General features: G+C 69.7%; 25 protein-coding genes. 11 read left to right on the forward strand and 14 right to left on the reverse strand.

Annotated features, from left to right (window positions below):
- The first annotated feature begins 14 nt into the window (after window positions 1–14).
- A complete protein-coding gene (locus tag LZ199_RS29900; RefSeq protein ID WP_253997188.1) occupies window positions 15–296 on the forward strand; it encodes a hypothetical protein in 282 nt (93 codons plus the stop codon).
- A 117-nt stretch (window positions 297–413) separates the two neighbouring features.
- Here the strand turns inward: LZ199_RS29900 and LZ199_RS29905 are convergent, their stop codons facing one another.
- The 8 genes from LZ199_RS29905 to ccmA form a co-directional block, all read right to left on the reverse strand.
- The gene (locus LZ199_RS29905) at window positions 414–1,709 is read right to left on the reverse strand and encodes a zinc ribbon domain-containing protein (RefSeq protein WP_253997189.1); all 1,296 of its coding nucleotides are present in this window, start codon (window positions 1,707–1,709) and stop codon (window positions 414–416) included.
- Between the two features lie 175 nt (window positions 1,710–1,884).
- On the reverse strand, window positions 1,885–2,445 hold the full coding sequence (locus LZ199_RS29910; RefSeq protein ID WP_253997190.1) for a TlpA family protein disulfide reductase: 561 nt from the start codon (window positions 2,443–2,445) through the stop codon (window positions 1,885–1,887).
- On the reverse strand, window positions 2,445–4,463 hold the full coding sequence (locus LZ199_RS29915) for a heme lyase CcmF/NrfE family subunit (protein WP_253997191.1): 2,019 nt from the start codon (window positions 4,461–4,463) through the stop codon (window positions 2,445–2,447). Before LZ199_RS29915 ends, LZ199_RS29910 begins: the two co-directional genes overlap by 1 nt.
- On the reverse strand, window positions 4,460–4,957 hold the full coding sequence (locus LZ199_RS29920) for a cytochrome c maturation protein CcmE (RefSeq protein ID WP_253997192.1): 498 nt from the start codon (window positions 4,955–4,957) through the stop codon (window positions 4,460–4,462). The genes LZ199_RS29915 and LZ199_RS29920 overlap by 4 nt, the downstream gene beginning before the upstream one ends.
- A 7-nt stretch (window positions 4,958–4,964) precedes the next feature.
- Window positions 4,965–5,138 (reverse strand): hypothetical protein, encoded by a 174-nt coding sequence (locus LZ199_RS29925; protein ID WP_253997193.1) that lies wholly within the window; start codon window positions 5,136–5,138, stop codon window positions 4,965–4,967.
- A gap of 2 nt (window positions 5,139–5,140) precedes the next feature.
- Window positions 5,141–5,860, reverse strand: coding sequence for a cytochrome c biogenesis protein CcsA (gene ccsA / locus LZ199_RS29930; RefSeq protein ID WP_253997194.1), 720 nt, complete (start codon window positions 5,858–5,860; stop codon window positions 5,141–5,143).
- Between the two features lie 3 nt (window positions 5,861–5,863).
- Complete coding sequence (locus LZ199_RS29935) at window positions 5,864–6,565, reverse strand: heme exporter protein CcmB (protein ID WP_253997195.1); 702 nt, start codon at window positions 6,563–6,565, stop codon at window positions 5,864–5,866.
- Window positions 6,562–7,212 carry a heme ABC exporter ATP-binding protein CcmA gene (gene ccmA / locus LZ199_RS29940; RefSeq protein WP_253997196.1) on the reverse strand — a complete coding sequence of 217 codons (651 nt, stop codon included), beginning with the start codon at window positions 7,210–7,212 and terminating at the stop codon, window positions 6,562–6,564. The genes LZ199_RS29935 and ccmA overlap by 4 nt, the downstream gene beginning before the upstream one ends.
- A 402-nt stretch (window positions 7,213–7,614) precedes the next feature.
- Here ccmA and exoL point away from each other — a divergent pair, with 402 nt between their 5' ends.
- The 5 genes from exoL (at window position 7,615) to exoP (ending at window position 13,180) form a co-directional block, all read left to right on the forward strand.
- Window positions 7,615–8,715: a spore coat polysaccharide deacetylase ExoL gene (gene exoL / locus LZ199_RS29945; protein ID WP_253997325.1), complete on the forward strand. Its 1,101-nt coding sequence runs from the start codon at window positions 7,615–7,617 to the stop codon at window positions 8,713–8,715.
- Complete coding sequence (gene exoM, locus LZ199_RS29950) at window positions 8,712–10,232, forward strand: spore coat polysaccharide flippase ExoM (protein ID WP_253997197.1); 1,521 nt, start codon at window positions 8,712–8,714, stop codon at window positions 10,230–10,232. The genes exoL and exoM overlap by 4 nt, the downstream gene beginning before the upstream one ends.
- A 93-nt stretch (window positions 10,233–10,325) precedes the next feature.
- Window positions 10,326–10,844: a serine O-acetyltransferase gene (locus LZ199_RS29955; protein WP_163870554.1), complete on the forward strand. Its 519-nt coding sequence runs from the start codon at window positions 10,326–10,328 to the stop codon at window positions 10,842–10,844.
- Between the two features lie 8 nt (window positions 10,845–10,852).
- Window positions 10,853–11,914, forward strand: coding sequence for a glycosyltransferase family 4 protein (locus LZ199_RS29960; protein ID WP_253997198.1), 1,062 nt, complete (start codon window positions 10,853–10,855; stop codon window positions 11,912–11,914).
- Window positions 11,915–11,977: 63 nt separating this feature from the next.
- On the forward strand, window positions 11,978–13,180 hold the full coding sequence (gene exoP, locus LZ199_RS29965) for a spore coat polysaccharide biosynthesis glycosyltransferase ExoP (protein ID WP_253997199.1): 1,203 nt from the start codon (window positions 11,978–11,980) through the stop codon (window positions 13,178–13,180).
- A 73-nt stretch (window positions 13,181–13,253) separates the two neighbouring features.
- On the opposite strand, the gene LZ199_RS29970 is transcribed toward exoP, so the two are convergent.
- The 6 genes from LZ199_RS29970 to thiS form a co-directional block, all read right to left on the reverse strand.
- Entirely contained in the window at window positions 13,254–14,438 is a 1,185-nt protein-coding gene (locus LZ199_RS29970) for a DUF4350 domain-containing protein (RefSeq protein ID WP_253997200.1), read from the reverse strand.
- A 142-nt stretch (window positions 14,439–14,580) separates the two neighbouring features.
- Window positions 14,581–15,477 (reverse strand): DUF4129 domain-containing protein, encoded by an 897-nt coding sequence (locus tag LZ199_RS29975; protein WP_253997201.1) that lies wholly within the window; start codon window positions 15,475–15,477, stop codon window positions 14,581–14,583.
- A gap of 14 nt (window positions 15,478–15,491) precedes the next feature.
- On the reverse strand, window positions 15,492–16,520 hold the full coding sequence (locus LZ199_RS29980) for a hypothetical protein (protein WP_253997202.1): 1,029 nt from the start codon (window positions 16,518–16,520) through the stop codon (window positions 15,492–15,494).
- Window positions 16,517–17,164, reverse strand: a complete 648-nt coding sequence (locus tag LZ199_RS29985) for a thiamine phosphate synthase (RefSeq protein WP_253997203.1) — start codon at window positions 17,162–17,164, stop codon at window positions 16,517–16,519. The genes LZ199_RS29980 and LZ199_RS29985 overlap by 4 nt, the downstream gene beginning before the upstream one ends.
- 4 nt (window positions 17,165–17,168) lie before the next feature.
- Entirely contained in the window at window positions 17,169–17,951 is a 783-nt protein-coding gene (locus LZ199_RS29990) for a thiazole synthase (protein ID WP_253997204.1), read from the reverse strand.
- A 13-nt stretch (window positions 17,952–17,964) separates the two neighbouring features.
- On the reverse strand, window positions 17,965–18,165 hold the full coding sequence (gene thiS / locus LZ199_RS29995) for a sulfur carrier protein ThiS (RefSeq protein ID WP_163870546.1): 201 nt from the start codon (window positions 18,163–18,165) through the stop codon (window positions 17,965–17,967).
- Between the two features lie 121 nt (window positions 18,166–18,286).
- Between thiS and LZ199_RS30000 the strand changes: the two genes are divergently transcribed.
- From LZ199_RS30000 to LZ199_RS30020, 5 genes are all read left to right on the forward strand, one after another.
- Entirely contained in the window at window positions 18,287–18,676 is a 390-nt protein-coding gene (locus LZ199_RS30000; protein WP_253997205.1) for a hypothetical protein, read from the forward strand.
- An 11-nt stretch (window positions 18,677–18,687) separates the two neighbouring features.
- Entirely contained in the window at window positions 18,688–19,218 is a 531-nt protein-coding gene (locus LZ199_RS30005; RefSeq protein ID WP_253997206.1) for a hypothetical protein, read from the forward strand.
- Window positions 19,219–19,274: 56 nt separating this feature from the next.
- The gene (locus tag LZ199_RS30010; protein WP_253997207.1) at window positions 19,275–19,865 is read left to right on the forward strand and encodes a hypothetical protein; all 591 of its coding nucleotides are present in this window, start codon (window positions 19,275–19,277) and stop codon (window positions 19,863–19,865) included.
- Between the two features lie 286 nt (window positions 19,866–20,151).
- Window positions 20,152–20,700, forward strand: coding sequence for a hypothetical protein (locus LZ199_RS30015; protein ID WP_253997208.1), 549 nt, complete (start codon window positions 20,152–20,154; stop codon window positions 20,698–20,700).
- A gap of 207 nt (window positions 20,701–20,907) precedes the next feature.
- Window positions 20,908–22,041, forward strand: coding sequence for a serine/threonine-protein kinase (locus LZ199_RS30020; RefSeq protein WP_253997209.1), 1,134 nt, complete (start codon window positions 20,908–20,910; stop codon window positions 22,039–22,041).
- Window positions 22,042–22,053 lie beyond the last annotated feature (12 nt).

The following is a 22,053-nucleotide window of genomic DNA, read 5'->3' on the forward strand; positions in this document are numbered from 1 at the left end:
TAGGCTTCGTGTCCATGAGCGACTCGGTGCTGTACCGGCCCTTCGACATCGTCCGACGCCTCAGGACTGAAGTGGCCGTCATCTACCGCTGTGTCGAGGTGCTTCCCGGACGTGGCTTCATGGTCCAGAGCGCTGACAGGGTCTATTTGCCCGTGGACCGAGAGCTTCTCCGACGTCACGAGCAGCAATTCTGGGAGCTGTTTTGCGAAGAGGCGCCAGAGGTGAGGAGCGGGCTGTTCGCGACCGTTGAGCAGGCAATCGCTTCGTTCGATGCCGACTTCAACATCGAACACTGAGCGGTCGCCCAGGCGTCATGCGCGAGGATGAAGCGGAGGCGCGGGTGACGCTCCCTCGGGTTCAACGAGGTGATGAAGCTCGCTCGCGCGCGACGGAAGCCTGCTCGAACGACAAGCTCACCGCCTGCGCGGCTTCACTTCCTCTACCTCGTCGTCTGGCCCCATGTCGTCCGGGTCCGGCTCCGGCTCGTCGTCCGGGCGCGTGGCGTATGAGCCCGGCTCGTCGTCCGGCCCCATGGCATCCGGATCCGGCTCGTCGTCCATGCGCTCCGTCTCGTCCAGGCCGTCGTCATACGCGGGCACCGGGGCCGCGTGCGCCTGCAACTGCGCCTCACGCAGCTGCCGGAACGCCTGCACCCCCACCGCGCCCAGGCCGATGACGAAGATGATGGGCCCCGGCGACAGCCGGATGTGCAGCAGCGCCCAGAGCAGGCTCACCCCCACCACACCGGCGGGAGCGAAGCGTGTCCACGCGGGCCGAAACACCTCCGGCCGCAGCGCGAGCAACCCCAGGAGAGACAGCAACAGCAACTCCACCACCACGGAGCCGGACAAGTCCCACCCGGACAGCGTGGTGATGCCGGCGCCCGCCGTGTAGAGCACGTCGTCCGCGGCGCGCTGCGAGGGGATGACGTGCAACTCCGGAGGGCCCGCGGGCACCGGCGCATCCGCCACCACGGGCATCGTGCTCACCGTCGCCCATGGCGCGAAGAGCGTCAGCAGGCACAGCGCCACGCCTCCCAGCGCCACCACCTCCGGAACGACCAGCAACTGCCTTCCGTCGAAGTAGCGCGCCAGCACGCCTTCCGGGCCCGCAATCACCTTGCGGTACTGGTCATGGACGATGAGGCCCGCGCCCAGCAGCCACAGCACCGGCGTGAAGCCCAGCCCCAGCATCCGCACCGCCAGCGCCGTCAGCAGCGCCGCATACGCCGCCGGCACCTCGGCTCGATAGAGCACCGCGGGCAGGAGCTTCGTGAAGCCCGAGGCCTCGCCCGCCAGACGCAGCTCGCGCGCGAGCAGCACCACTCCGCCCACCAGGGCCAGCACCGTGCCCACCACGCCCACGCCGTCGAAGGCGGGGAGGATGGAGAGCGCCAGCGCGAAGGCCAGCACCGCCAGCCCCACCACGCTCTGCGAGTGCGCCGGCACGCTCGCCAACCACCGGGGACCGTCGTACCTGGGCCCCGTCTGTCCCGGGTCCGTGTCCTCCGCCGTGTCGGCCGCCGCCGTCGCTGTCACCTTCGACTTCGACTTCGACTTCGCCGCAGGCGCCGGCGGCACATAGTCGACGCCCAGGCTGTGGGCCTCCGCCTCGTCGATGATATCCGACGCGTAGGACGGCTCCTCCATCGAGCGCTTGACCCGAAGCGTGGGACGAGAGCCCGTGACGCCCGGGGGAGGCTCGGGCATCTTCGCGCCGCAGTTCTCGCAATACCTCAGCCGACTGTTCGAGGCTTCGCCGCACTCCGGGCACCGCATGAACCCACCTTGCTGTGCGGAGGGCGGGGGGAGGCCCTCTCGGTCCAGCGCAAGCCAAGCGATGATACGTCGATTCCACCGGAAGCGAGAGGCCTCCGGTGAAGCGTTACGGCCGGGCCGCTTCGGCGGGGGACGGAGCCTCCGCGGTGGCCGTCAGCTCGCGGATGCGCCGGGTCAGCGTCTCCGGGTCGATGGGCCCCACATGCTTGCCCTGGATGGTGCCCGCCGGGCTGATGAAGTACGTCTCCGGCACACCCGCCACGCCATAGCTCACCGCCATGCGAGAGCGGGGGTCCACCAGCTGCGGGAAGCTGTATCCCTGGCGCCGCAGGAACGCGCGCGCATTGTCCTCGGAGTCCTCGAAGACGACGCCCAGGAACACCGCCTGCGAGCCGTACTCCCGCTGCCCCCACTCCAGCACCGGGTGCTCGTACTGGCAGGGCCCACACCACGACGCCCAGAAGTTGATGACCACCGGGCGGCCCTTCAGGTCCGCCAGGCTCACCTTCTCACCGGTGTCCAGCGAGCGCAGCACGAAGTCAGGCGCCGGCTTGCCCGCGAGCATGAAGGGCACCTCGTGCGGATTGCGCCCGAAGCCCTTGGCCAGCACCACCAGCAGGCCCACGCAGAGGACGGCGAAGCCCAGCGTATAGCGCCACCGACGCATCAGGCAGCCCCCCGCTCCGCGTCACCACCCGGCAGGGGTGAAGCCCCCACTTCCGAGCTGGCCATCGCCACCGCCGCCCGCCGACGCGGCCACAACGCGATGAGCGTGCCCAGCACGAAGAGCGGGATGCACCACCAGATCCACCCCACCAGCGGGAAGACCCAGACATTGAAGCTCGCGTTGCCCGCCTGCTCGGAGAAGGCCATCAGGGAGATGTAGAGGTCCTCACCCGCCGTCTCGCGCACCGCGGGCGTGCCGATGGGGTCCGTGCTCCGCTCGTAGTAGTTCAGGCGGGGCTTCATTTCCTCCACCTTGCCGCCCGGCGTCGTCACCTCCACGCGCGCCGCGACGAAGGTGCGGTGCGGCTCCTCGCCGCTCATCAGCCCCTGATACTTGAGCTGGTAGCCGTCCAGCATCATCGTCTGGCCCTTCTTCAGCGTGCCGGACGTGTGCTTCACATACGAGGACGACGCGGACACCGCGACGATGAGCATCACGATGCCCAGGTGCACCACGTAGCCGCCGAAGCGCCGCTGCGCCTTGGTGGCGCTCGTGAGCACCGCGGTGAGCAGGCCCTCCTTGCGCTCCGTCATGCGGACCCGGATGGGCGACGCCAGCTCCCGCAGCGTGACGACGGTGACGAAGCCCGCCAGCCCGAAGGTGAGCAGCGGATACACGCCGCGCAGCCCCACCGCGAAGCAGATGGCCGTGACGAGCAGGCCCACCGCCGCGGGGATGAGGAACTGCCGCCGGAGCGTGGCCTTGTCCGGCGTACCCCACGGCAGCACCGGCCCCACGCCCATCAGGAAGAGCACCGCGATGCCACCCGGCACCGCCATCTTGTTGAAGTACGGCTCACCCACGCTGACGCGCACGCCGCGCACCGCCTCGGACACCAGCGGGTAGAGCGTGCCCAGCAACACCGTGAAGGTGATCGCCACGAACACCAGGTTGTTCAGCAGGATGCTCGCCTCGCGCGACGCCAGCGAGCTCAGCCGTCCTTCGGGCACCAGCAGCGGACCGCGCACCGCCAGCAGGCCCACGCACACCACCAGCAGCACGCCCAGGAACACCAGGAACGTGGGGCCGATGTCCGACTGGGTGAAGGAGTGGACCGAGTTGAAGATGCCCGAGCGCGTCATGAACGTGCCCAGGATCGTCAGCACGAAGGACGCGAGCGCGAGCGACAGCGTCCACAGCTTCAGCATCCGCTTGCGCTCCTGCACCATCGTCGAGTGCATGAACGCCGTCGCCGTCAGCCAGGGCAGGAAGCTGGCGTTCTCCACCGGATCCCACGCCCAGTAGCCGCCCCAGCCGAGGACGGCATATGCCCACCAGGCGCCGAGGATGATGCCAATCGACAGGAACAGCCACGCCACCAGCGTCCAGCGACGCAGCGGCGCCATCCACGCCTCGCCAATCTCGCCGCGCAGCAGGCCCGCCACCGCGACGCCGAACGGCACCGTCATGCCCACGTAGCCCAGGTAGAGGAAGGGCGGGTGGATGACCATCAGGATGTGGTTCTGGAGCAGGGGATTGGGGCCGGGGCCGTCCGCCGGAACGGGCGACACGGCGCCCCAGGGGTTGGCGGGGCCCGCGATGAGGAACGCGAAGAACACGCCCACCGCCAGCATGGTGCCCAGCGCCAGCTGCATGTAGCGCGCGTGCTCGCGGCGGTGCATCCACGCGAAGGCGGCGATGTACGCGCCCATGATGAGGCCCCAGAAGAGGATGGACCCCTCCAGCGCGCTCCACAGCGACACCACCGTGTACAACAGCGGCGTGTCCCGACTGCCCACCTGCGCCACGTACTTCACGCTGAAGTCATGCGTGATGAGCGCGTAGACCATGACGAGGTTGGCGGCCACCATGCAGCCGGCGAAGCCCCACACCGCGCGCATCACCCAGGGGAAGCCCGCTTCACTGCGGCGCAGCCCGGTGACCAAACCCACCAGCGCGCCGAAGGTCGCGAACGCGAGCCCTCCGAGCACCAGCCCGTATCCAATCGACCCGTTCACCGCGCCTCCGCGCCCGTCCCCGTGCTGGCCGTCGTCGTGCCCTCGGAGAGCGTCTCACGCCACTTGTTCGGATCCTCGCCCTCCTTGGGAGCGCGGTACTCGTTCGAGTGGTTCACCATCAGCCGGTTGGAGCTGAACACGCCGGACGCGTCGTAGGTGCCCTCCACCACGACGCCAATCTTGTCGCGGAACATCTGCGGCGGCGTCTCCGTGGAGCGCACCAGCACGCTGGCGGTGCCCTCGTTGGCGTCGTTGGCCACCCGGAAGTGCAGGGTGGTGTGCTCCGCGTTCCACTGGATGCTGCCCGGCTGCACCACGCCACCCAGGCGGATGGTGGCCGAGTACGCCTTCTCCCCCTGGGCCAGCATCTCCGAGGGGCTCCAGTAGTAGACGAGGTTCTCTCCGATGTTGCCGAAGGCCACGAAGCCCAGGCCAGCGCCCGCGACGAGCAGGGCTCCCAGGGCGAACAGTCGATTGCGAGCGACAGGCGTCATGACAGGCTCACTCCTTCGCGGCCTGGGGCCGGCGCAGCCAGAGAGACAGCGAGTAAAGCACGAGCGCCACCACGGTGATGCCGTAGCAGGCCCAGACGTAGCCCCACCCACCCTGGATGCGGCCACTTCCCACCTGGCCCGCGGCCTGGGCGAGGACTCCCAGCGTCGTCAAAGTCATCATGTTCAGGCCACCTTCGGGGTGTCGCGGACGGACGCCGCGGGGCCATGGCCGGGCAGCGCTTCCGGGAGGGCCACCTCCGCCTGGCGCTCGGCCATGGCGATGCGGTAGCGGTGAATCAGCATGGCGATGGTCAGCAGCAACAGACCGATGGCCGACACTCGCAGGCACAGCACCATCTGCGGATCCACCGTCTTGGGGCTCGACTGCACCTGGTGGAGGCTGCGCCACCAGCGCACGGAGAACCAGACGATGGGCAGGTTGATGGCGCCCAGGATCGCCACCACCGCGCTCCACGTCGCGCGCTTGTCCGGGTCCTCCACGAAGCGCCGCAGCACCAGGTAGCCAGTGTAGGTCACCAGCATGATGGCCTCCGACGTCAGGCGCGGATCCCACGACCAGTAGACGCCCCAGGTGGGACGTCCCCAGATGGCCCCCGTCACCATGCCCAGCGCGCCCAGCACCAGTCCGACCTCGGCCGCCGCCTCCGCCGTCGAGTCCAGCTTCCAGCTCGCCGTGGAGCGCACCAGGTACGTCACCGCCGCCACGAAGTTCAGGAACATGGCCAGCATGGCCATCCACTGAAGGGGGACGTGCACATACATGATGCGCTGTACGTCACCCATCTCCCGGTCCGGCGGTGCCCACGCCAGCCCCAGCCACCATCCGGCGGCGAGCACGCCCAGCCCCACCACCGGCAGGCCCCACTTGATGAGCTTGTTCATCCGTCAGTCCTCGATGATGCGCGGGAACAGCACGAAGCCTACGCCCCAGTAAATCAGATTGAAGCCCAGCAAAAGCCCCAGCCATGAGCCCAACTGATTCATGGGGTCGCCCTGGAGAACGAGCGAGGTCGCCTTGGCCAGGGAAAGCAGGGCAGGGATGACCAGCGGGAACAATAGCAGAGGGAGGAGGACATCCCTCGCGCGGGCGTTGCTGGAAATCGCGGCGTACACCGTCCCCGGCGCGCTGAGGGCCAGGCTGCCGAGCAGCAGGACGGTTCCCAGGTCCACGAAGCCGGTGGCGACCTTGACCCCGTAGAGGGCCACCATGACGGGGAGCAGCACGATGCCCAGGGCGATCAGCAGGAGGGCGTTGCCCAGGGCCTTGGACAGGTAGATGGCGCGCGCGTCCGCGGGGGCCAGTCGGATGCCGTCCAGGCAGGCGTTCTCGGACTCGACGCGGAAGGACTCGCCCATGGCCAGCACGCTGGCGAAGAGGATGGCGAGCCAGAAGTAGCCGCCCGCGTTCTTCTCCAGCTGGCGCGTGTCAGGCCCCAGCGCGAAGGAGAACATCAGGAGCGTGGCCAGCGCGAAGAAGATGATGGCGTTGAGGCGCGCGCGGGTGCGCCACTCGATGAGCAGGTCCTTGCGCAGGAGCGCCAGCGTGGCGCCGATGAGGCCGATGGGCCGCGGACGGGACGTGCTCACGCGTCCACCGCCCGACCGTCCTGGAGGTGCAGGCGCTCCTCGCACAGCGTCATGCCCTGCTCCACCAGGTGCGTGGCCAGCACCACCGTGACGCCGCCCGCCTTCAGCTCCGAGATGAAGCCTTCCATGTCGCGGATGCCGGCGGGGTCCAGCTCACCGAAGGGCTCGTCCAGGAGCGCCAGGTTGGGGGCCTTGAGCAGGAGCCGGGCGATGGCCAGGCGCTTGCGCATGCCCGCGCTGAAGCCACGCACGGGGTTGTCGGAGCGCTTCTCCAGCCCCACGCGCGTGAGCAGCGCGCTGGCGCCGTCCTTGGGCGAGGGGTGGCCCAGCAGGCGCGCCAGCACGGTGAGGTTCTGGTGCGCGGTGAGGTCCTCATAGAGGAAGCTCGCGTGGGACAGGAGCGCCACATCGCGCCGCACCGAGTCCCGGTCCGCCACGGCGTCGCGCCCCAGCACCTCCACCCGTCCGGCGGTGGGGCTCAGCGCGGTGGCCAACAGGCGCAGCAGGGTCGTCTTGCCGGAGCCGTTGTGGCCGGTGAGCAGCAGCGAGCGCCCGGGGGGGAGCGCGTAGGTCAGTCGCGCCAGCGCCCAGCGGCGCCCGTAACGCTTGCTGACGTCGTGCAACGCGAGCGCGGGGAGGGAAGGCATCGGGAAGCCGGTTCGTAGCCGGAATCCCGACTGTCATCCAGTGAAACCCGGGTGGCTGGCCGGGCAGGGACGGAGCGGGCCTGAAGAGGGGAAAGTTTTACCAATGGGTGGGGCATCGTATGCCCGTGGGGGCCGTCGATTTTCCACCGCGCGTCGTGTTTACCGGTGGCCACGCGCCCCGTACCGCCGGGCTCCCCCTCTGAAAAGACGGTTTCGGCCAGGATCCAGGTGTGGCATCCCGCCTGCAATACCCCTCGCGCGAATTGGGGAGTTCCCGTTGAGGAATGTGGGCCAGAGGAAGCTTTTCCGCGGAGGGGCGTGATGGCGACGGCGAGGGTCTTGCGGAGGGCGGTCAAGGCGGCGGCCGCTGGCGTGCTGCACTACAGTGGAATGCGCAGGGCGATGGCGGCTTATCGGAGGGTGCAGTCGGGGGGCCGGCGCATCCTCATCGTGAGCTACCACCGGGTGGTGAGCGACTTCACGGGGGAGCTCCAGCGCTCCATTCCCGGGTTGCTCATCAGCCAGGAGACGTTCCGGCGACATCTCGAGGAGGCCTCGGCGGCCGGCTTCGAGCTGGCGTCGATTGGCGACGCGGTGGATGTGATGTCGGGGCGGAGGGTGGCGAAGAAGGACCTGTGCGTCATCACCTTCGACGACGGCTACCGGGACGTGTACCGGTACGCGTATCCCATCCTGAAGCAGATGGGAGTCCCGGCCATCACCTACCTGCCGACGGCGTTCATCGGCACGAAGCGGCGGTTCAATCATGACCGCCTGTTCCACCTGCTGCGCCGGGCGCAGGAGCGGCACTACCACCCGGTGTACGCGGCGCTGCCGGAGGCGTCGATGGAGCTGCTCGGCCCCATCCTCTCCGGACAGAAGACGGTGTCGGCCGCGCTCGACGACTTCATCGGCGAGCACCCCACGCGGGTGCTGACGTCCATCATCGACGCGCTGGAGCAGCAGCTGGGGGGCGGGCAGGACCTGGTGCCGGAGCAGGGCGACGTCATGAACTGGGACGAGGTGCGCCGCATGGCGCGCGACGGCTTCGAGTTCGGCGCGCACACGCTGGGGCACACGGTGCTGACGCTGGAGCCGCAGGAGGTCGTGGAGCAGGAGATCCTCGAGTCCAAGCGGACCATCGAAGCGGAGGTCGGCATCCAGGTGCGCGACTTCGCGTACTGCAACGGGTGGTACTCGGACGAGGTCATCCGCGTGCTGGCGTCGCACGGCTTCCGCTCGGGTGTCACGACGGAGGACCTGCCCAACCGGATTGGGGGAGACCCGTTCACCCTCAAGCGCAAGGTGCTGTGGGAGAACTTCAGCCTGGGCATGTTGGGGGACTACTCGTCGCCGCTCACCGGATGCCAGTTGGATGACTGCTTCGGACTGCTCGGCATGAGCCACCCGGTGCCGGGCAGGAGGACCCACTCTTTTCGTGAGGGCCTGTTGGGCAACGTGCTGGTGACGCCAACGGGGGCGCCCTTGAAGGAGGCTCCGTGAGCGGAGGTGCCTCGTCGGCTGCGTCCGGGAGCTCATTCCTCGGACGCGCCGGCCCCCTGGTGTTGGCCCGGCTGTTCACCGCCGGGCTGACGCTGTCCATTCCACTCGTGCTTGCCCGGGTGCTGCACCTGGACGAGTACGGTACGTATTACCAGCTCTTCCTCATCGCCACGACGCTGTACTACGTGCTGCCTTTTGGCGTGGTGCAGAGCCTGTATTACTTCCTGCCCCGCACCAGCGAGAAGCGGCCGTACCTGGGACAGACGCTGTTGTTCATGTCCGGGGCGGGCCTGGTCGGCGCGTTGCTTGTGTATGTCCTGCTGGGCCCGGTGGCGGCGTGGTTCTCCAACCCGGCGCTGCTCGAGTACCGGGTGTCGCTCGCGGCGTATACGGCATTCCTCCTGGGCAGCTTCCCGCTGGAGGTGTCGCTCACGGCGCAGGGGCGCACGCGCGCGTCGGCGGGCGTGTATCTGATTTCGGACGCGGTGCGCGCGGCGGTGATGGTGGTGCCGCCGCTCCTGGGCGCCTCGCTGCACGGGATGATGGTGGCGGTGGCGGTCTTCGCGGCGCTGCGGTTCGTGGCGACGTGGGTCGTCTCGCTGCGCGGAGTCACCGGGCCGCTGGCGTCCGGGCCGCTCTTCCGCGCGCAGCTCGCCTACGCGGCGCCGTTCGGCGCGGCCATGCTGCTGGCCATTCCTCAACAGAACGCTCACCTGTACGCGGTGGCGGGCGCGGTGGCGCCAGCTTTGTATGCGTTGTACCGGGTGGGGTGCTTCCAGCTTCCGGTGGTGGATCTGCTCTACACGCCCACCAGCGAGGTGCTGATGGTGCGCCTGGGGGAGCTGGAGCGCGAGGGTCGCCTGGAGGAGGGCGTGGAGGCGTTCCGCGAGGCGGCCGGGAAGCTGGCGTATGTCTTTCTTCCGTTCGCGGCCTTCCTCTTCGCGGCGGCGCCGGAGTTCATCGGGGCGATGTTCGGCGAGAAGTTCCTGCCAGCGGTGCCGGTCTTCCGCGTCAGCGTGCTGGGCGTGGTGCTCTCCATCCTCCCCATGGACGGGACGCTGCGCGCGCGCGGGCTGACCCGGGCCATCTTCGTCTCCTATGCGGTGAAGGCGGCGGTGACGGTGCCGCTGGTCATCCTGGGGGTGAAGCACCTGGGGTTGATGGGAGGCATTGGCTCCTGGGCGGTGGCGGAGGTCGTGGGCAAGGCGATGTTGCTGGTGCGCGTGCCCGCGGCGCTGTCCACGCCTCGACGTCAGCTGCGGCTGGTGGACATCATCCCGTGGCAGGCGCTGGGGCGCTCCTCGGTGGCGGCGGTGGCGGCGGGCCTGGCGGTCTTCCTCTTGAGGGCGGGCGCGCAGGGGGCCTGGATGCAATTGCCCACGGGCTTCTTCTGGCGGGTGCTGCCGCTGGCGGTGGCTGGGGTGCTGTTCGTCGTGGGCTACGTGGGGGTGCTGTACGCCGCGGGCGTCCGGCCGCTCACCGTGCTCGCGGGGCTGCGGCCCCGCAGGACTGTCTGAAGAAATAAGGGGGGCACCCGAGGGCCTACTTCCCACTTGGGGGGGCGGTACCTAGGTTCCTCCCCGTCGCGCGGTTGGGTCAGGGAGGCGTGGATGGGTGTCGATGCGATGACGTTGTACCGGGTGGCTCGCGGCCTGCGGCTCAAGGGAGTTCCCTTGCTCCCGGCCTTGCTTCGGAAGGCCATCTACTACCTCCACAGCTCGTACGTTCCGGACGAGGCAGACATTGGCGAGGGGACGCAGTTGGGGTACGGCGGCATCGGCGTCGTCATCCACAAGGCGGCGAAGATTGGCCGGCACTGCCTCATCTCCCAGCAGGTGACGATTGGCGGGCGCTCGGGACTCGAGGGTGCTCCCATGATTGGTGACTACGTGCGGGTGGGCGCGGGCGCCAAGATTCTCGGCAACATCCAGATTGGCGACTTCGCCGTCATCGGGGCCAATGCCGTGGTGCTGAAGGACGTGGCGCCGGGCACTGTCGTCGCTGGCATTCCGGCGCGGGTCATCCGGCAGGATCCTGATCCGCTCACCACGTATCAGCGGGAGATGGGGCTGCTACCCCGGCGCTCCTCGCTGACGGCGGTGCCTCCCTCGGCGTCCGTACCGCGATAGGGCTTGTCATGCGCGTGCTCCTGGTTGGCGACCATCCGCCGCCTTTCGGTGGCGTGGCGATTCACGTTCAACAACTTCACCGCTTCCTGCGCAGCCGTGGGGTCGAAGCGAAGGTGCTCGATATCGGAAAGGGTGGCCGGCCGGTTCCGGACGTCCTTCCGATGCGAAGCCCCGCGCACTTCGGCCTCAGGCTGACCGGGTTTCTCGTCTCGGGGTGGACGGTGCATGTCCACACCAGCGGGAACAACCCCAAGGCCTGGCTGCTCGCGGCGGCGGTGGGCAGTCTGCCGGGGGCGCGTGCCCCCCGCTTCATCACCCTGCACTCCGGGCTGTTGCCGGACTACCTCGCGGCGGCGCCTTCACGGCGGGCCTTCGCGCGGGTGGCGCTGGCGGGCTACTCGCGCATCATCGCGGTGTCCGTGGCGGTGCGCGACGCGCTCGTGTCGTGCGGGATTCCCGAGGAGAGAATCCTCGTCCACCCGGCCTTCTGCGCCTCGCAGGTGCAGGCGGGCCCGGTGCCCGTGCGAGTCGAGGCCGCGCGCGCCCGACGCCGTCCGTTGGTGGTGATGGCGCACCATCCGTCACCGGTGTACGGGCGCAAGCTCGCGTTCCGGGCGGTGCGTCTGTTGTTGGAGTCCCGGCCCGGCGTGGGCCTGGCGTTGTTCGGTCCCGGCACGGACTCCGAGGACTTCATCCGCGACGCGCGTGAGCTGGGCGTGGCGGGTTCGCTGGAGCCGCTGGGCGAGCTGGAGCACTCGGCCGCGCTGGGGCTCATCGCCCGGAGCGACGTCTTCCTGCGTCCCACCACGCATGACGGAGACTCCATCTCCGTGCGCGAGGCGCTGGCGCTGGGGGTTCCCTGCGTGGCCAGCGACGTGTGTGAGCGGCCGGAGGGGACGCGGCTGTTCTCCGCGGGAGATGCGGCGGCGCTCGCCGCGAGCATTCGCGACGCGGTGGAGGCGGGGCCCGCGCGCGTGGCCTCTCCGGATGTGGGGCCCGTGCTGATGGACCTCTACGAGTCCTTGTCACCCCGTCGGCCTTCGCCGGCCCAGCCGGTGCCGGCGGCGTGAGCTTCGTTCCAAACCTTGCTCGCGGGGACACCGCGAGGTTGTTCGACACAGGAGAGAAGAGAGATGCGGCGCAGTGATGACATGGATTTGACGCGCCGGGCACTCCGGGGGCGCGACCTGGTGGTGTTCTCCAACGACTGGGATGGGGACCCGCTGTCGAAGGTCCACATCATGCGGATCCTCTCCCGGGACAACCGCATCCTCTGGGTGAACAGCATCGGCAACCGCGCGCCGAAGGTGAACGCGCACGACGTGAAGCGCATCTTCGGCAAGCTGGAGCGCTTCACGAAGGGCCTGCGCGAGGTGGAGCCCAACCTCCACGTCCTGTCGCCGCTGGCGATTCCGTTCTATGGCAATGAGATGGTGCGCGGGGCGAACCGGGAGCTGCTGCGGCTTCAAGTCCGCCGGGCGATGAAGCAGCTGGGCTTCCAGCGTCCCATCTCCTGGAGCTTCCTGCCCGCGTCCGCGCCCGTGTCGGGCACGCTGGGTGAGGAGTTCGTCGTCTACCACTGCGTGGACGAGTTCTCCGCCTTCGCCGACACCAACGGCCGTCACATCGCGGAGCTGGAGGATCGGCTGCTGCGTCGCGCGGACATCTGCATCACCTCCGCGGAGCGCCTGCGGGAGAACAAGTCCCGCGTCAACCCGCGCACGGTGCTGGTGCGGCACGGCACGGACTTCCGTCACTTCGTGAAGGCGTGCGACGCCACCACGCGCATCCCCGACGACATCGCGAGCCTGCCCAAGCCCGTCATCGGCTTCTTCGGGCTGGTGGCGGACTGGGTGGACCAGGAAGCCATCATCGCCACCGCGCGGGCGCATCCGGAAGGCTCGGTGGTCATCATCGGCAAGACGACGCCGGACTGCGATGACTCGAAGCTGCGGGCCGAGCCCAACATCCACATGCTGGGCCGCAAGTCCTACGCGGACCTGCCGGGCTACAGCCGGGCCTTCGACGTGGCGCTGATGCCGTTCAAGATCAGCGAGCTGACGCTGAACGCCAACCCGCTCAAGGTGCGCGAGTACCTGGCCTCCGGGCTGCCGGTGGTGTCCACGGACCTGCCGGAGGTTCGCAAGGTGGGGCTGTGCAAGATCGCCACCTCGACGGAGGACTTCGTGAAGAAGGTCGACGAGTGCCTCGCGGAGGGCCCTGGGCCCAACCGCGAGCGCGCCGAGAAGATCTTCAACGAGAGCTGGGATGCGCGGGTGGAGGAGATTCGCCACCACGTGGGCTCGGCGATGCTGGCCGCGGGCAAGACGCTCTAGGGTCGAGGGATTCGAAGCACGCGGCGGTGAGGGGCTCGGTATGGGGTCCGTCATCGCCGCGCGTGCGTGTGCCTCAAGCGCGGACGACGGACTCCCGGCCTGTCACGGCGCGCTCCAGGTGCGCGTAGAGACGGGCCACGCGCGCGTAGTCCGCTGGACGGACGGTGGCCTGCGCGAGCAGTCGGGTCAGCTCAGCCTTCGCCTCCAGGTAGTGGGAAGCGGGGATGCCGCCGCTCTCCTCGAGCTGCCGCGCGGCTTCCGCGTCGTCCAGGGCCGGGGAGATTCCCAGTCGCTCCTGCAGCCGCTGACGAAGCGCTCTGTCCAGCTCTGGAAGCAGGTCCTTCTCCACCTTCGAGCGACGCATGAGCCAGCCCATGCTGCGCACGTACTCCAGGGCGGAGCGGTGTTTCTCCACCAGCACCGGCCTGGGGGCGCCAAAGCGCGTGCCACGGGAGAGGGTGTAGACGCCTCCCACGGCCAGCACCTGCGCGACGAAGACCCAGATGCCTTGGGACAGGGGCGGCGGGGGCGCGAGCTGGTGGTGGTACTCGTCGATGACGAGCGGCCCGCGCGCGGCGAGGGCATTCCACAGGCGCGCGTTGTCCAGCAGCTCCAGGCGACGATTCTCCAGCAGGTCCGCGCCGGCGAGGACGTAGACCTCGCCCTTGCCGAGCGCGCGCCGCCACACGGCCACCGCGCCGCCGAGTCCCGCGAGGGGAATCGCGTCCGGGTGGTCCATGAGCAGTCCGCGGTCCTGGGCTGCTCGCAGGGCCGTCAGTCCCCGGAAGGGGCCCGCGCCCAGCCAGATGTCCAGCGTGGTGCCGCCCGCGTCCGCGAGGTCCGTGGCCAGTCCGCGCTCACTCGCGGGCAGCAGCGGCCCTTCCTCGAGCCGAAGCCACGTCTCCAGCGCGGCCTGGTGCATGCCCAGCTCGCGCGTGGACAGGTACACCAGGGTGCCGCCCTCCTGGACGAAGCGCTCGACGGCGTCCACTTCCTCCTGGGACACGGGCCGGCCCGTGGGCGCCGCGAGCACCAGCGTGCGCGTCCCGGAGGCGAGCGATTCCAGCGAGGTGAGCTGCGCGCTCACGGCGCGGCCGCCCTCGCGGAGGAACAGGTAGAGCGCGCGTGCGCCCTGAGGGCCCGGGTTGTCCACGGAAGGGACGGGCGAGTCGGGGGCCTCCTGGCGCGTGGACAGCCCCATCGCCAGCGCGAGCGCGATCAGCAGGCCGAAGACGGCGACGGTTCGCGTGTTCTTCATGACGCGAGTTCCTGGGGCTTTGGGACGCTGTCCATGACAGCGCGACGCAGCGCGCGCTTCGTGGCGCGATCTGCGTGCCTGGTGTCGCGTAGGGGTGTTGTCGAGGAGGCGCTTTCGGTGAAGCCCCGAGGTCGTGCGCGCTTCATGCCGCGACCTCTGTTCCCAGCGTTCCGTGGAGTCGCTCCACCGCCTCGACGAACCGCGTGGCCTCTGCCTCCGGCACGGGAGTCAGCGAGTAGAATGCCTGGTCGTACCAGGACATCAGTCGTTCGACCTCGCGAGTGACAGAGGCCGGGGCTCCGCGCGATGGCAGCTCCGCCGCAAGCTCGCGGTTGGTCTTCACCCGGTCTGGACGCGCCAGCCGTTGCTCCTCCAGCGAGGACAGCAGGCCCAGCAGGGCCTCGCGAATCGCCTCGCGCGCGTCCGAGGCCAGCGCCGTCCGAGCGCGCTTCAGGTGCTCCGGCGGAGCGTCCAACACCAGCGGCGCGCCAGCGTCGGAGGCTCCTGGGGCCACGGTGTTTCCGCGCAGGCGCAGGGAGCGCAGCTTCAACGCCCCCCACAGCACCAGCGCTATCGCGCACCCCAGCATCACCGCGCGCGTCGCCACCGCGAAGCCCTGGGCCTCACGCGACTCGAACAGTCCCTCCAGCCAGGCCTCCAGCTTGCGAAGCAGTTGTTTCACGACGTCGCCGTGGCGCTGCCGGGCGCGGGAGAACTCGGGCCTGTCGAGCACGTCCGTGAGGCGCTCACGCTCCTCTCCGGACAGCTCCTCCACGGCTTCCTTCGACGCGGCCTCCTGTTGCTCCAGCGCGCAGGCCTTCTCCAGGAAGTCCGCCACCTGTCGGGCGCGCTCGGGCGGTTTGGCGTCCGGCCACGCCGGCGGAAGCGGCATGCCGCCCATGCGCCGTCCCAGCTCCGCCACGGCTGGGGCCAGCTCTTCAGGACGCGCCTGCGCGGTCTCTTCCAACGCGCGCGTGGTGGCCTCGCGCTCGTCGCAGGGCAGGGTGGCCAGCAGCAGCAACAGGGGCAGGCTTGTCACGAAGAGGCTCGACGTCAGGCGGCGAGAGGCGACGACGGCTCCGCGCCCAACTTCTGCTCCAAATCCAGGGCTTCCCGGCGCACGCGCAGGTCCAGGTAGAAGAACGAGCAGACGACGAAGTTGACGGGGGAGAAGAAGGCCTGCGCCGCCACCTGGAGGATCTCCACGGGCACCAGAAGAAGCTGCGGCGTGCGCGCCATGGTGTCCGCCGCGAAGGGGTTGCCATAGGGCATCATCACCAGCCACGAGGGGATGCCGAAGAGCAGGTGCACCGAGAAGAGGATGAGGCTCACCACCGTGAAGAGAATCATCCCGCGCACCATCACCCGCCCCAGGAAGCCCGGCTCCACTCGCCCCGACAGCATCGCGCCCGAGCGCTTGAAGGCGCCCCATGCCCCCAGGTCCTCCATGGCCAGCGCGGGAGGCAGCAGCAGGAAGCGCAGGAAGTACCAGAGCACGGACCCGAGCAGTCCCAGCGTCAGCAGCAGCCCGCCCACCCCCAGCAGCACGATGCCCAGCACCTTCGAGTCCATCGCCGTGGCGACGCCACCTGCCGCCATCAGCACGGTGCCGGGGATGCTCGCCACCAGCGTCACCAGCGTCGACCACCCGAGCGACAGGAGGAAGGCCCCCGTCACCGCGCCGACCTTGGACAGACTCCGGCGCAGGCTGTCCGCCGGGCTCACGGGCGTGCCGAGCTGCGCGGACAGCACGTAGCGGGCGCTCGCCACCATGGCCAGCCAGTAGCTCCAGATGAGGAACGTGAACAGCCCGCACCAGAGCATCAGCGACAGGCCCGCCTGTCCCATCATCTCCAGCGGCGCCTCCTTGGAGACGGCGTCCTTGTCCGTCACGTAGAGCATGGGCGTCAGCCAGCGCGTCAGCTGGAGCGTCGCCTTGGTCGCGATGTAGTTGACCAGGGCGTAGCCGAGGCTCAGCACGAAGAGGGGCTTGAGGTGGCCGCGCCAGAAGGTGACGGAGCGGTCAATCAGCTCGCCCAGGGCGAGGGGGCGCAGCTCGGGGACAGAGGGAGTCGGAGTCACGGGACGCGCAGCATAGCCCGGGGCGCGCATGCGGCCAGCAGTGCTCGCGCCGCTTGGGCCGGGTCCGCCGCCTCCAGCACGGCGGAGATGACGGCGAAGCCCGCCGCGCCGGTGAGCCTGCTCGCCCTCTCCGCGGTGATTCCTCCGAGCGCGAACGCGGGGCAGGGCAGGTGCGAGGCGAGCACGCCGAAGCCCTCGGGGCCGAGCGTCGTCCGGGTGTCCCCGGGCTTGGAGCCGGGAGCGAACACAGGGCTCACCAGGGCCAGGTCCGCGCCGCGCGCCGCCTGGGCCTCGCGGGTGTCATGGACCGCCACGCTGACGAGCCGGCCAGCGGGCAGGTGAGGGCGGACGTCCTCGGCCGTGGGCCCTTGCGAGGGCAGGTGCAGGTGCGCGCCCACGAGGAGGGCGACGTCCAGCCGGCCATTGACGAACAGCGGATTGCCTCGGGCCTGGCAGAGCGCGGCGAGGACCCGCGCATCCTCGAGGAAGCGGCGGCCGGTGGCCTCCGGATGGCGATGCTGGACGGCGACGTCGGGCCCCGCCTGGAGCGCGCGGGAGAGCGCGCCGAGGAGTTGCTCGCGGGGCAGGCGCCAGTCGGTGATGACGACGAGCCGGGGAAGGGCGGGCGTCACCGGAAGGGACATGGGCCTACTGGACGATGCCTTCGAGCGGGCTGGACGCGGAGCCGTAGGCCTTCCGGGGGATGCGGCCGGCGAGGTACGCGTCCCGGCCCGCCTCCACGGCCTTCTTCATGGCGACGGCCATGCGCACGGGGTCCTGCGCGCCGGCGATGGCGGTGTTCATCAGCACGGCGTCCACGCCCAGCTCCATGGCGATGGCCGCGTCGGACGCGGTTCCCACGCCCGCGTCGACGATGACGGGCACCTTCACCGTCTCCAGGATGAGGCGCAGGTTGTGCGGGTTGCGGATGCCCAGGCCACTGCCGATGGGCGCTCCCAGCGGCATCACCGCCGCGCAGCCCGCGTCCTCCAGCTTGCGCGCGGTGATGGGGTCATCGCTGGTGTAGGGCAGCACGGTGAAGCCCTCCTTCACCAGGATGCGGGCCGCCTTCACCGTCTCCTCGACGTCTGGATAGAGCGTCTTCTCGTCGCCGAGGACCTCCAGCTTGACCCACTTGCTCATGCCCAGCTCCTCCGCGAGCCGGCAGGTGCGCACCGCGTCGTCGGCCGTGTAGCAGAGGGCGGTGTTGGGCAAGAGGCGCAGCCGCTCGCGGTCAATCCAGCGCATGAGCGAGGCCTCGCCCGTGGCCTTCAAGTCCAGCCGGCGCACGGCCACGGTGACCATCTCCGTGCCGGAGGACTCGTGGCAGCGCTTCATCACGTCGTGGCTGGGGTACTTCCCCGTCCCGAGGATGAGGCGGGAGGTGAAGGTCACCCCCGCGATGGTGAAGGGCTTGTCCTGGATGCTCATGGCCATCTCCTCGCTACCCGCCGCCGACGAAGGTGACGATCTCCACGCGGTCCCCGGGCTGGAGGTGATGCTCGGGGTGGCGGGCGCGGCGCACCACCTCGGCGTTCACTTCCACGGCCACGCCCGGACCGCCGACTCGCAGCGATTCCAGCAGCGCCGAGAGGGTGATGGCCTCCGGCACCTCGCGCGTTTCTCCGTTGACCCAGACCTGCACGGCGTCACGGCTCCTTGCGATGGGGACTTGGGGGACGCACTACAGGGCGCCCTACCGTGCTGTCAACGCACACTCCGGCAGTACGTTCGCCATCGTCACCGGTATACTCGACGCCATGCTCATGGCTCCCAGCAGGCTTGTCTCCATCGCGCTCATCGTCGCGCTCGGGCTGCCCCTCACCGCGCTGGCGGACGAACCGGTCGCCACGCTGGACGCTCCGGTCCGCGCGCCCACGCCCGTGCTCCACGGCCACCGGTATGCGTTCGTCGCCGGCGGTGTGCTCGCCCTGGGGGGACTGGGGCTGGGCTTCTTCGCGCAGGGCGAGGCCAAGCGCGCGCAGAGCCTGTCGTCGGCGCGGGATGCCAGTGAGACGTTGGACCGGGCCCGCTCGGCTTCCACCGCCGCGAACTTGATGTACGCCGCCGCGGGCGCCGCGGTGCTGTACGGTCTGGTGCTGGAGCTGCTGCCCGACGAGGCCGCCGACAAGGCGAGCCTCACCTACCACTTCTGAACGAGCCCCCCGTGGCCCTCCGCTCTCCTGTCCCCCTCCTGGCCTGCGGCGCCGTGCTCGCCGCCGTGGCCTGCTCCCTCAACGTGGATGACCTCGCCGGCAGGGCCTGCACGGACAACTCCGAGTGTCCCGCCGCCTATGCCTGCACGGCGCTGGGTGCCGACGGCCAGCGCACGTGCGAGGTCATCTACCCGCCGTACTACACACAGGCCGACGGCGGCGGCGCCGACGCGGGCCCGGTGCCCACGTACTGCAAGGACATCCAGCCCATCCTCGCCGCCACGTGTGTGAGCTCCTGCCATGGCGAGGACACCAGCGGGAGCAGTCAGCCTTCGTTCCGGCTGGACTACTTCGAGCCGACGGGCAACGGCCTCCCCGGCGCGCGAGCCAAGGCGCTGCGCATCCGGGTGCGCGCGTCGGACCTGAAGGACATGCCTCCCGCCGGAAGCCCGGCCCCCACCGCGGAAGAGCGCGCGCTGATTGCACGCTGGGTCGTCGGGGGCGCTCCGCTCTGCGACGCTCCGGCCGACGCCGGGCCCTGAAGTCCCTCGCCGTACCCCCTCGCTTTCAGGTTCCAGGTTCCAGGACGAGCCCCATCATGAAGAAACTCCTCGCGAGCGCGGCCGGCGTCGTTGCGTTCACCGTGGCCTGCACCATCGACGTGGCGGACTTCACCGGCAAGACGTGCGAGACGGCCAGCGACTGTCCCGACACGCACACCTGTGTCGCGGTGCGACAGGGTCAGGGCCGGACGTGCGAGGTGCTGGGGCTGCCCGGTATTCCCGACGCGGGGGATGTCGACGCGGGGCCGGTGCCCACGTACTGCGACGACGTGCAGCCCATCCTCGCCGCCAGCTGCGTGAGCAAGTGCCACGGCGCGGATACCAGCGACAGCGCGCAGACCTCGTTCCGGTTGGACTACTACGCGCCCGCGGATGGTGGCGCGGACGGCGGGGGCCTGCCGGGTGCTTTCGCGAAGGCCTCGCGAATTCGCGTGCGCACCTCCGTGTTGCAGGACATGCCGCCCGAGGTCAGCGTCGTCCCGCAACCCACCGCCGCCCAGCGCGCCATCATCGCGCGATGGGTGGAGGGGGGAGCGCCCTTCTGCGGTGACGCGGGCAGCGAGGCGTCGGATGGTGGCACCGCCGATGGTGGCCGCGGGGATGGCGGAGCCGACGCCGGGCCGTGATCCGCGCGAGGTGGGAATGAAGCGTGCCTGCCTGGGTACCTTCGTTCCCCGCGCGGGGTAGTACCGGGGATTGTTCCCACGGAGAGCGGCCGGGCGACCGGGGCCCTCGTGCGTAGATCGATGCCCCTGTGTCCTCCAAACGCCCTGCGCAAGCCCTGTGCAAGTGCGAGAGGAGCGCTCACTTTCTGCCCAACACCGGGAGACAGGCTCTCCCCAAAGCCTACCGAAAGGGGCGGAACAAATGCGCAAGCTCATGATGGCGGTCGGTGCGGTTGCGGCTCTGGCGATGGTTTCCGGTTGCAGCAAGCGCGACAACGTCGCGGAACAGCGCCAGGACGTCGCGGAAGCGCAGACGGAGGCCCGCCAGGAGACGGCGGAAGCCCGTCAGGAGGAGCAGCGTGACATCGCGGATACGCAGCGAAACGCGCAGGAAGAGATCGCGGAGACGCATCGCGAGGCGAATGAGGAGATCGCCAGCGCCCAGGAGGACGTCCGCGACGAGCAGAAGGACTTGAACGAGGCGCAGCGCGACCTCAATGAGGACCTGGCCACGGGCGGCTCCGGCGCGGCGGGGGCCACCATGGCCGCCACCAGCGTGCAGGGCCGCGTGCTTTCCACCAGTGGTGACTCGCTGACCCTGGTGGACACCACCAACAATCGTCAGCTCAAGCTGAAGACGAATGACCAGAGCCGCATCCTCCAGGACAACCGCGCCGTGAAGGTGAAGGACATCAAGGAGGGTGACCAGGTCCGCGCCTCGTACGTGCAGGACGGCAAGGACATGGTGGTCCGCGAGCTGAGCGTCACCAAGGCCGTGACGCCCACCAACCAGTAGTCCGCCATACGCGGTCGGTTCGTCTCTCATAGTGGATGGACCCGGGGCGGCTCCCACTTCGGTGGGGGCCGTTCCCTTTTTTCCCTGAATCCATTCCGAGGGGTTGGAAGGGTGTGTCGGACCTGGGTGGTAGGAAGGACGCGTGGGGTTTCCTCACGCCTTCCCAACCTTGGGGAGGACCTTCATACCCGGGAGCAGTCATTCGAAATGGGCACCCACCACCCTGCACAACCCCCTGCCAGGCCCTTCATCCTCTTCACCACCGGCGCCACGGCGTACGAACTCATCCGGTACCTGGGCGCGCGCGGCTCGGGAGAGCTGCTCATCGCGCGCAGGCACTACCTGGACACGCCCGGAGACCTGGTGCTCATCAAGCGCTTGCAAGACGCGGGCGACGAACTGGGACGGGCGCGGCTTCGCGAGGAGGTCAAACTGTTGATGCGGCTGTCCCATCCGGCCATCGCCCAGGTGTTCCTGGTGCGGGTGCATGAGGGGCTGCCCCACCTCGTGATGGAGTACGTGGAGGGGCAGAGCCTGGAGACGCTGGTCAGCTTCGCGGCGCTGCGGCGGCGGCCGCTCTCGGAGGCGTTCGCCGCCTACGTGGGCGCGGAGGTGGCGGACGCGCTCCACCACGCTCACACGCTGGAAGATGATCGCGGCCGGCCGCTGGGACTCGTCCACCGCGACGTCAGTCCCCGCACGCTGCGCCTGGATGTGAGAGGCCACGTGAAGCTGGCGGACTTCGCCCTGGCCTGGGCCCGGCTGCCAGGGCGCGTGGCCACCGAGGCCCACGTCGTCCGGGGAGACCTGGCGTATGCCTCGCCGGAGGCACTGCTGCGCCAGCCTCTGGATGGGCGCTCGGACCTGTTCTCGCTGGGCGTGGTGCTGCTGGAGCTGCTCACGGGGTTGCATCTGCTGGACCTGGAGGCGGTGGAGCGCGCGGCGCTGGCGGCCGGTCCGGCTCCGGACGCGGAGACCCTCCAGGCGGAGAACCCGAGCTGGCTGTCCGCGCCCCAGATGGCGGCGCGCATGGCGTGCTTCGCGCCGGAGCATGTGGACCACGCCACGCGCTCCGTGTCCTCACCCCTGCGGGCCATCCTCGCGCGGCTCTTGCGCCGTGAGCCGGAGGAGCGCTTCCAGACGGCGCTGGAGCTGCGGGACTCCCTGCGCGCGGTGCTGGGCGGGCGGGGCTACGCCTACGGGCCTTCGGAGGCCGCCCGTGAGGCGACCCAGGTGCGTCAGGACGCGCGCTCCCGCAGGCGCTCCGCGGACGTGTTGTCCTCGGACGAGGGGCTTCCCACGGCGTCGGGGCTCGGTGGCGCGTCCATGGCCGGGACGTGAGCGGAGTGTTGG

Origin of the sequence: Myxococcus qinghaiensis (assembly GCF_024198215.1) — a bacterium.
GTDB classification, from domain to species: Bacteria; Myxococcota; Myxococcia; order Myxococcales; family Myxococcaceae; genus Myxococcus; species Myxococcus qinghaiensis.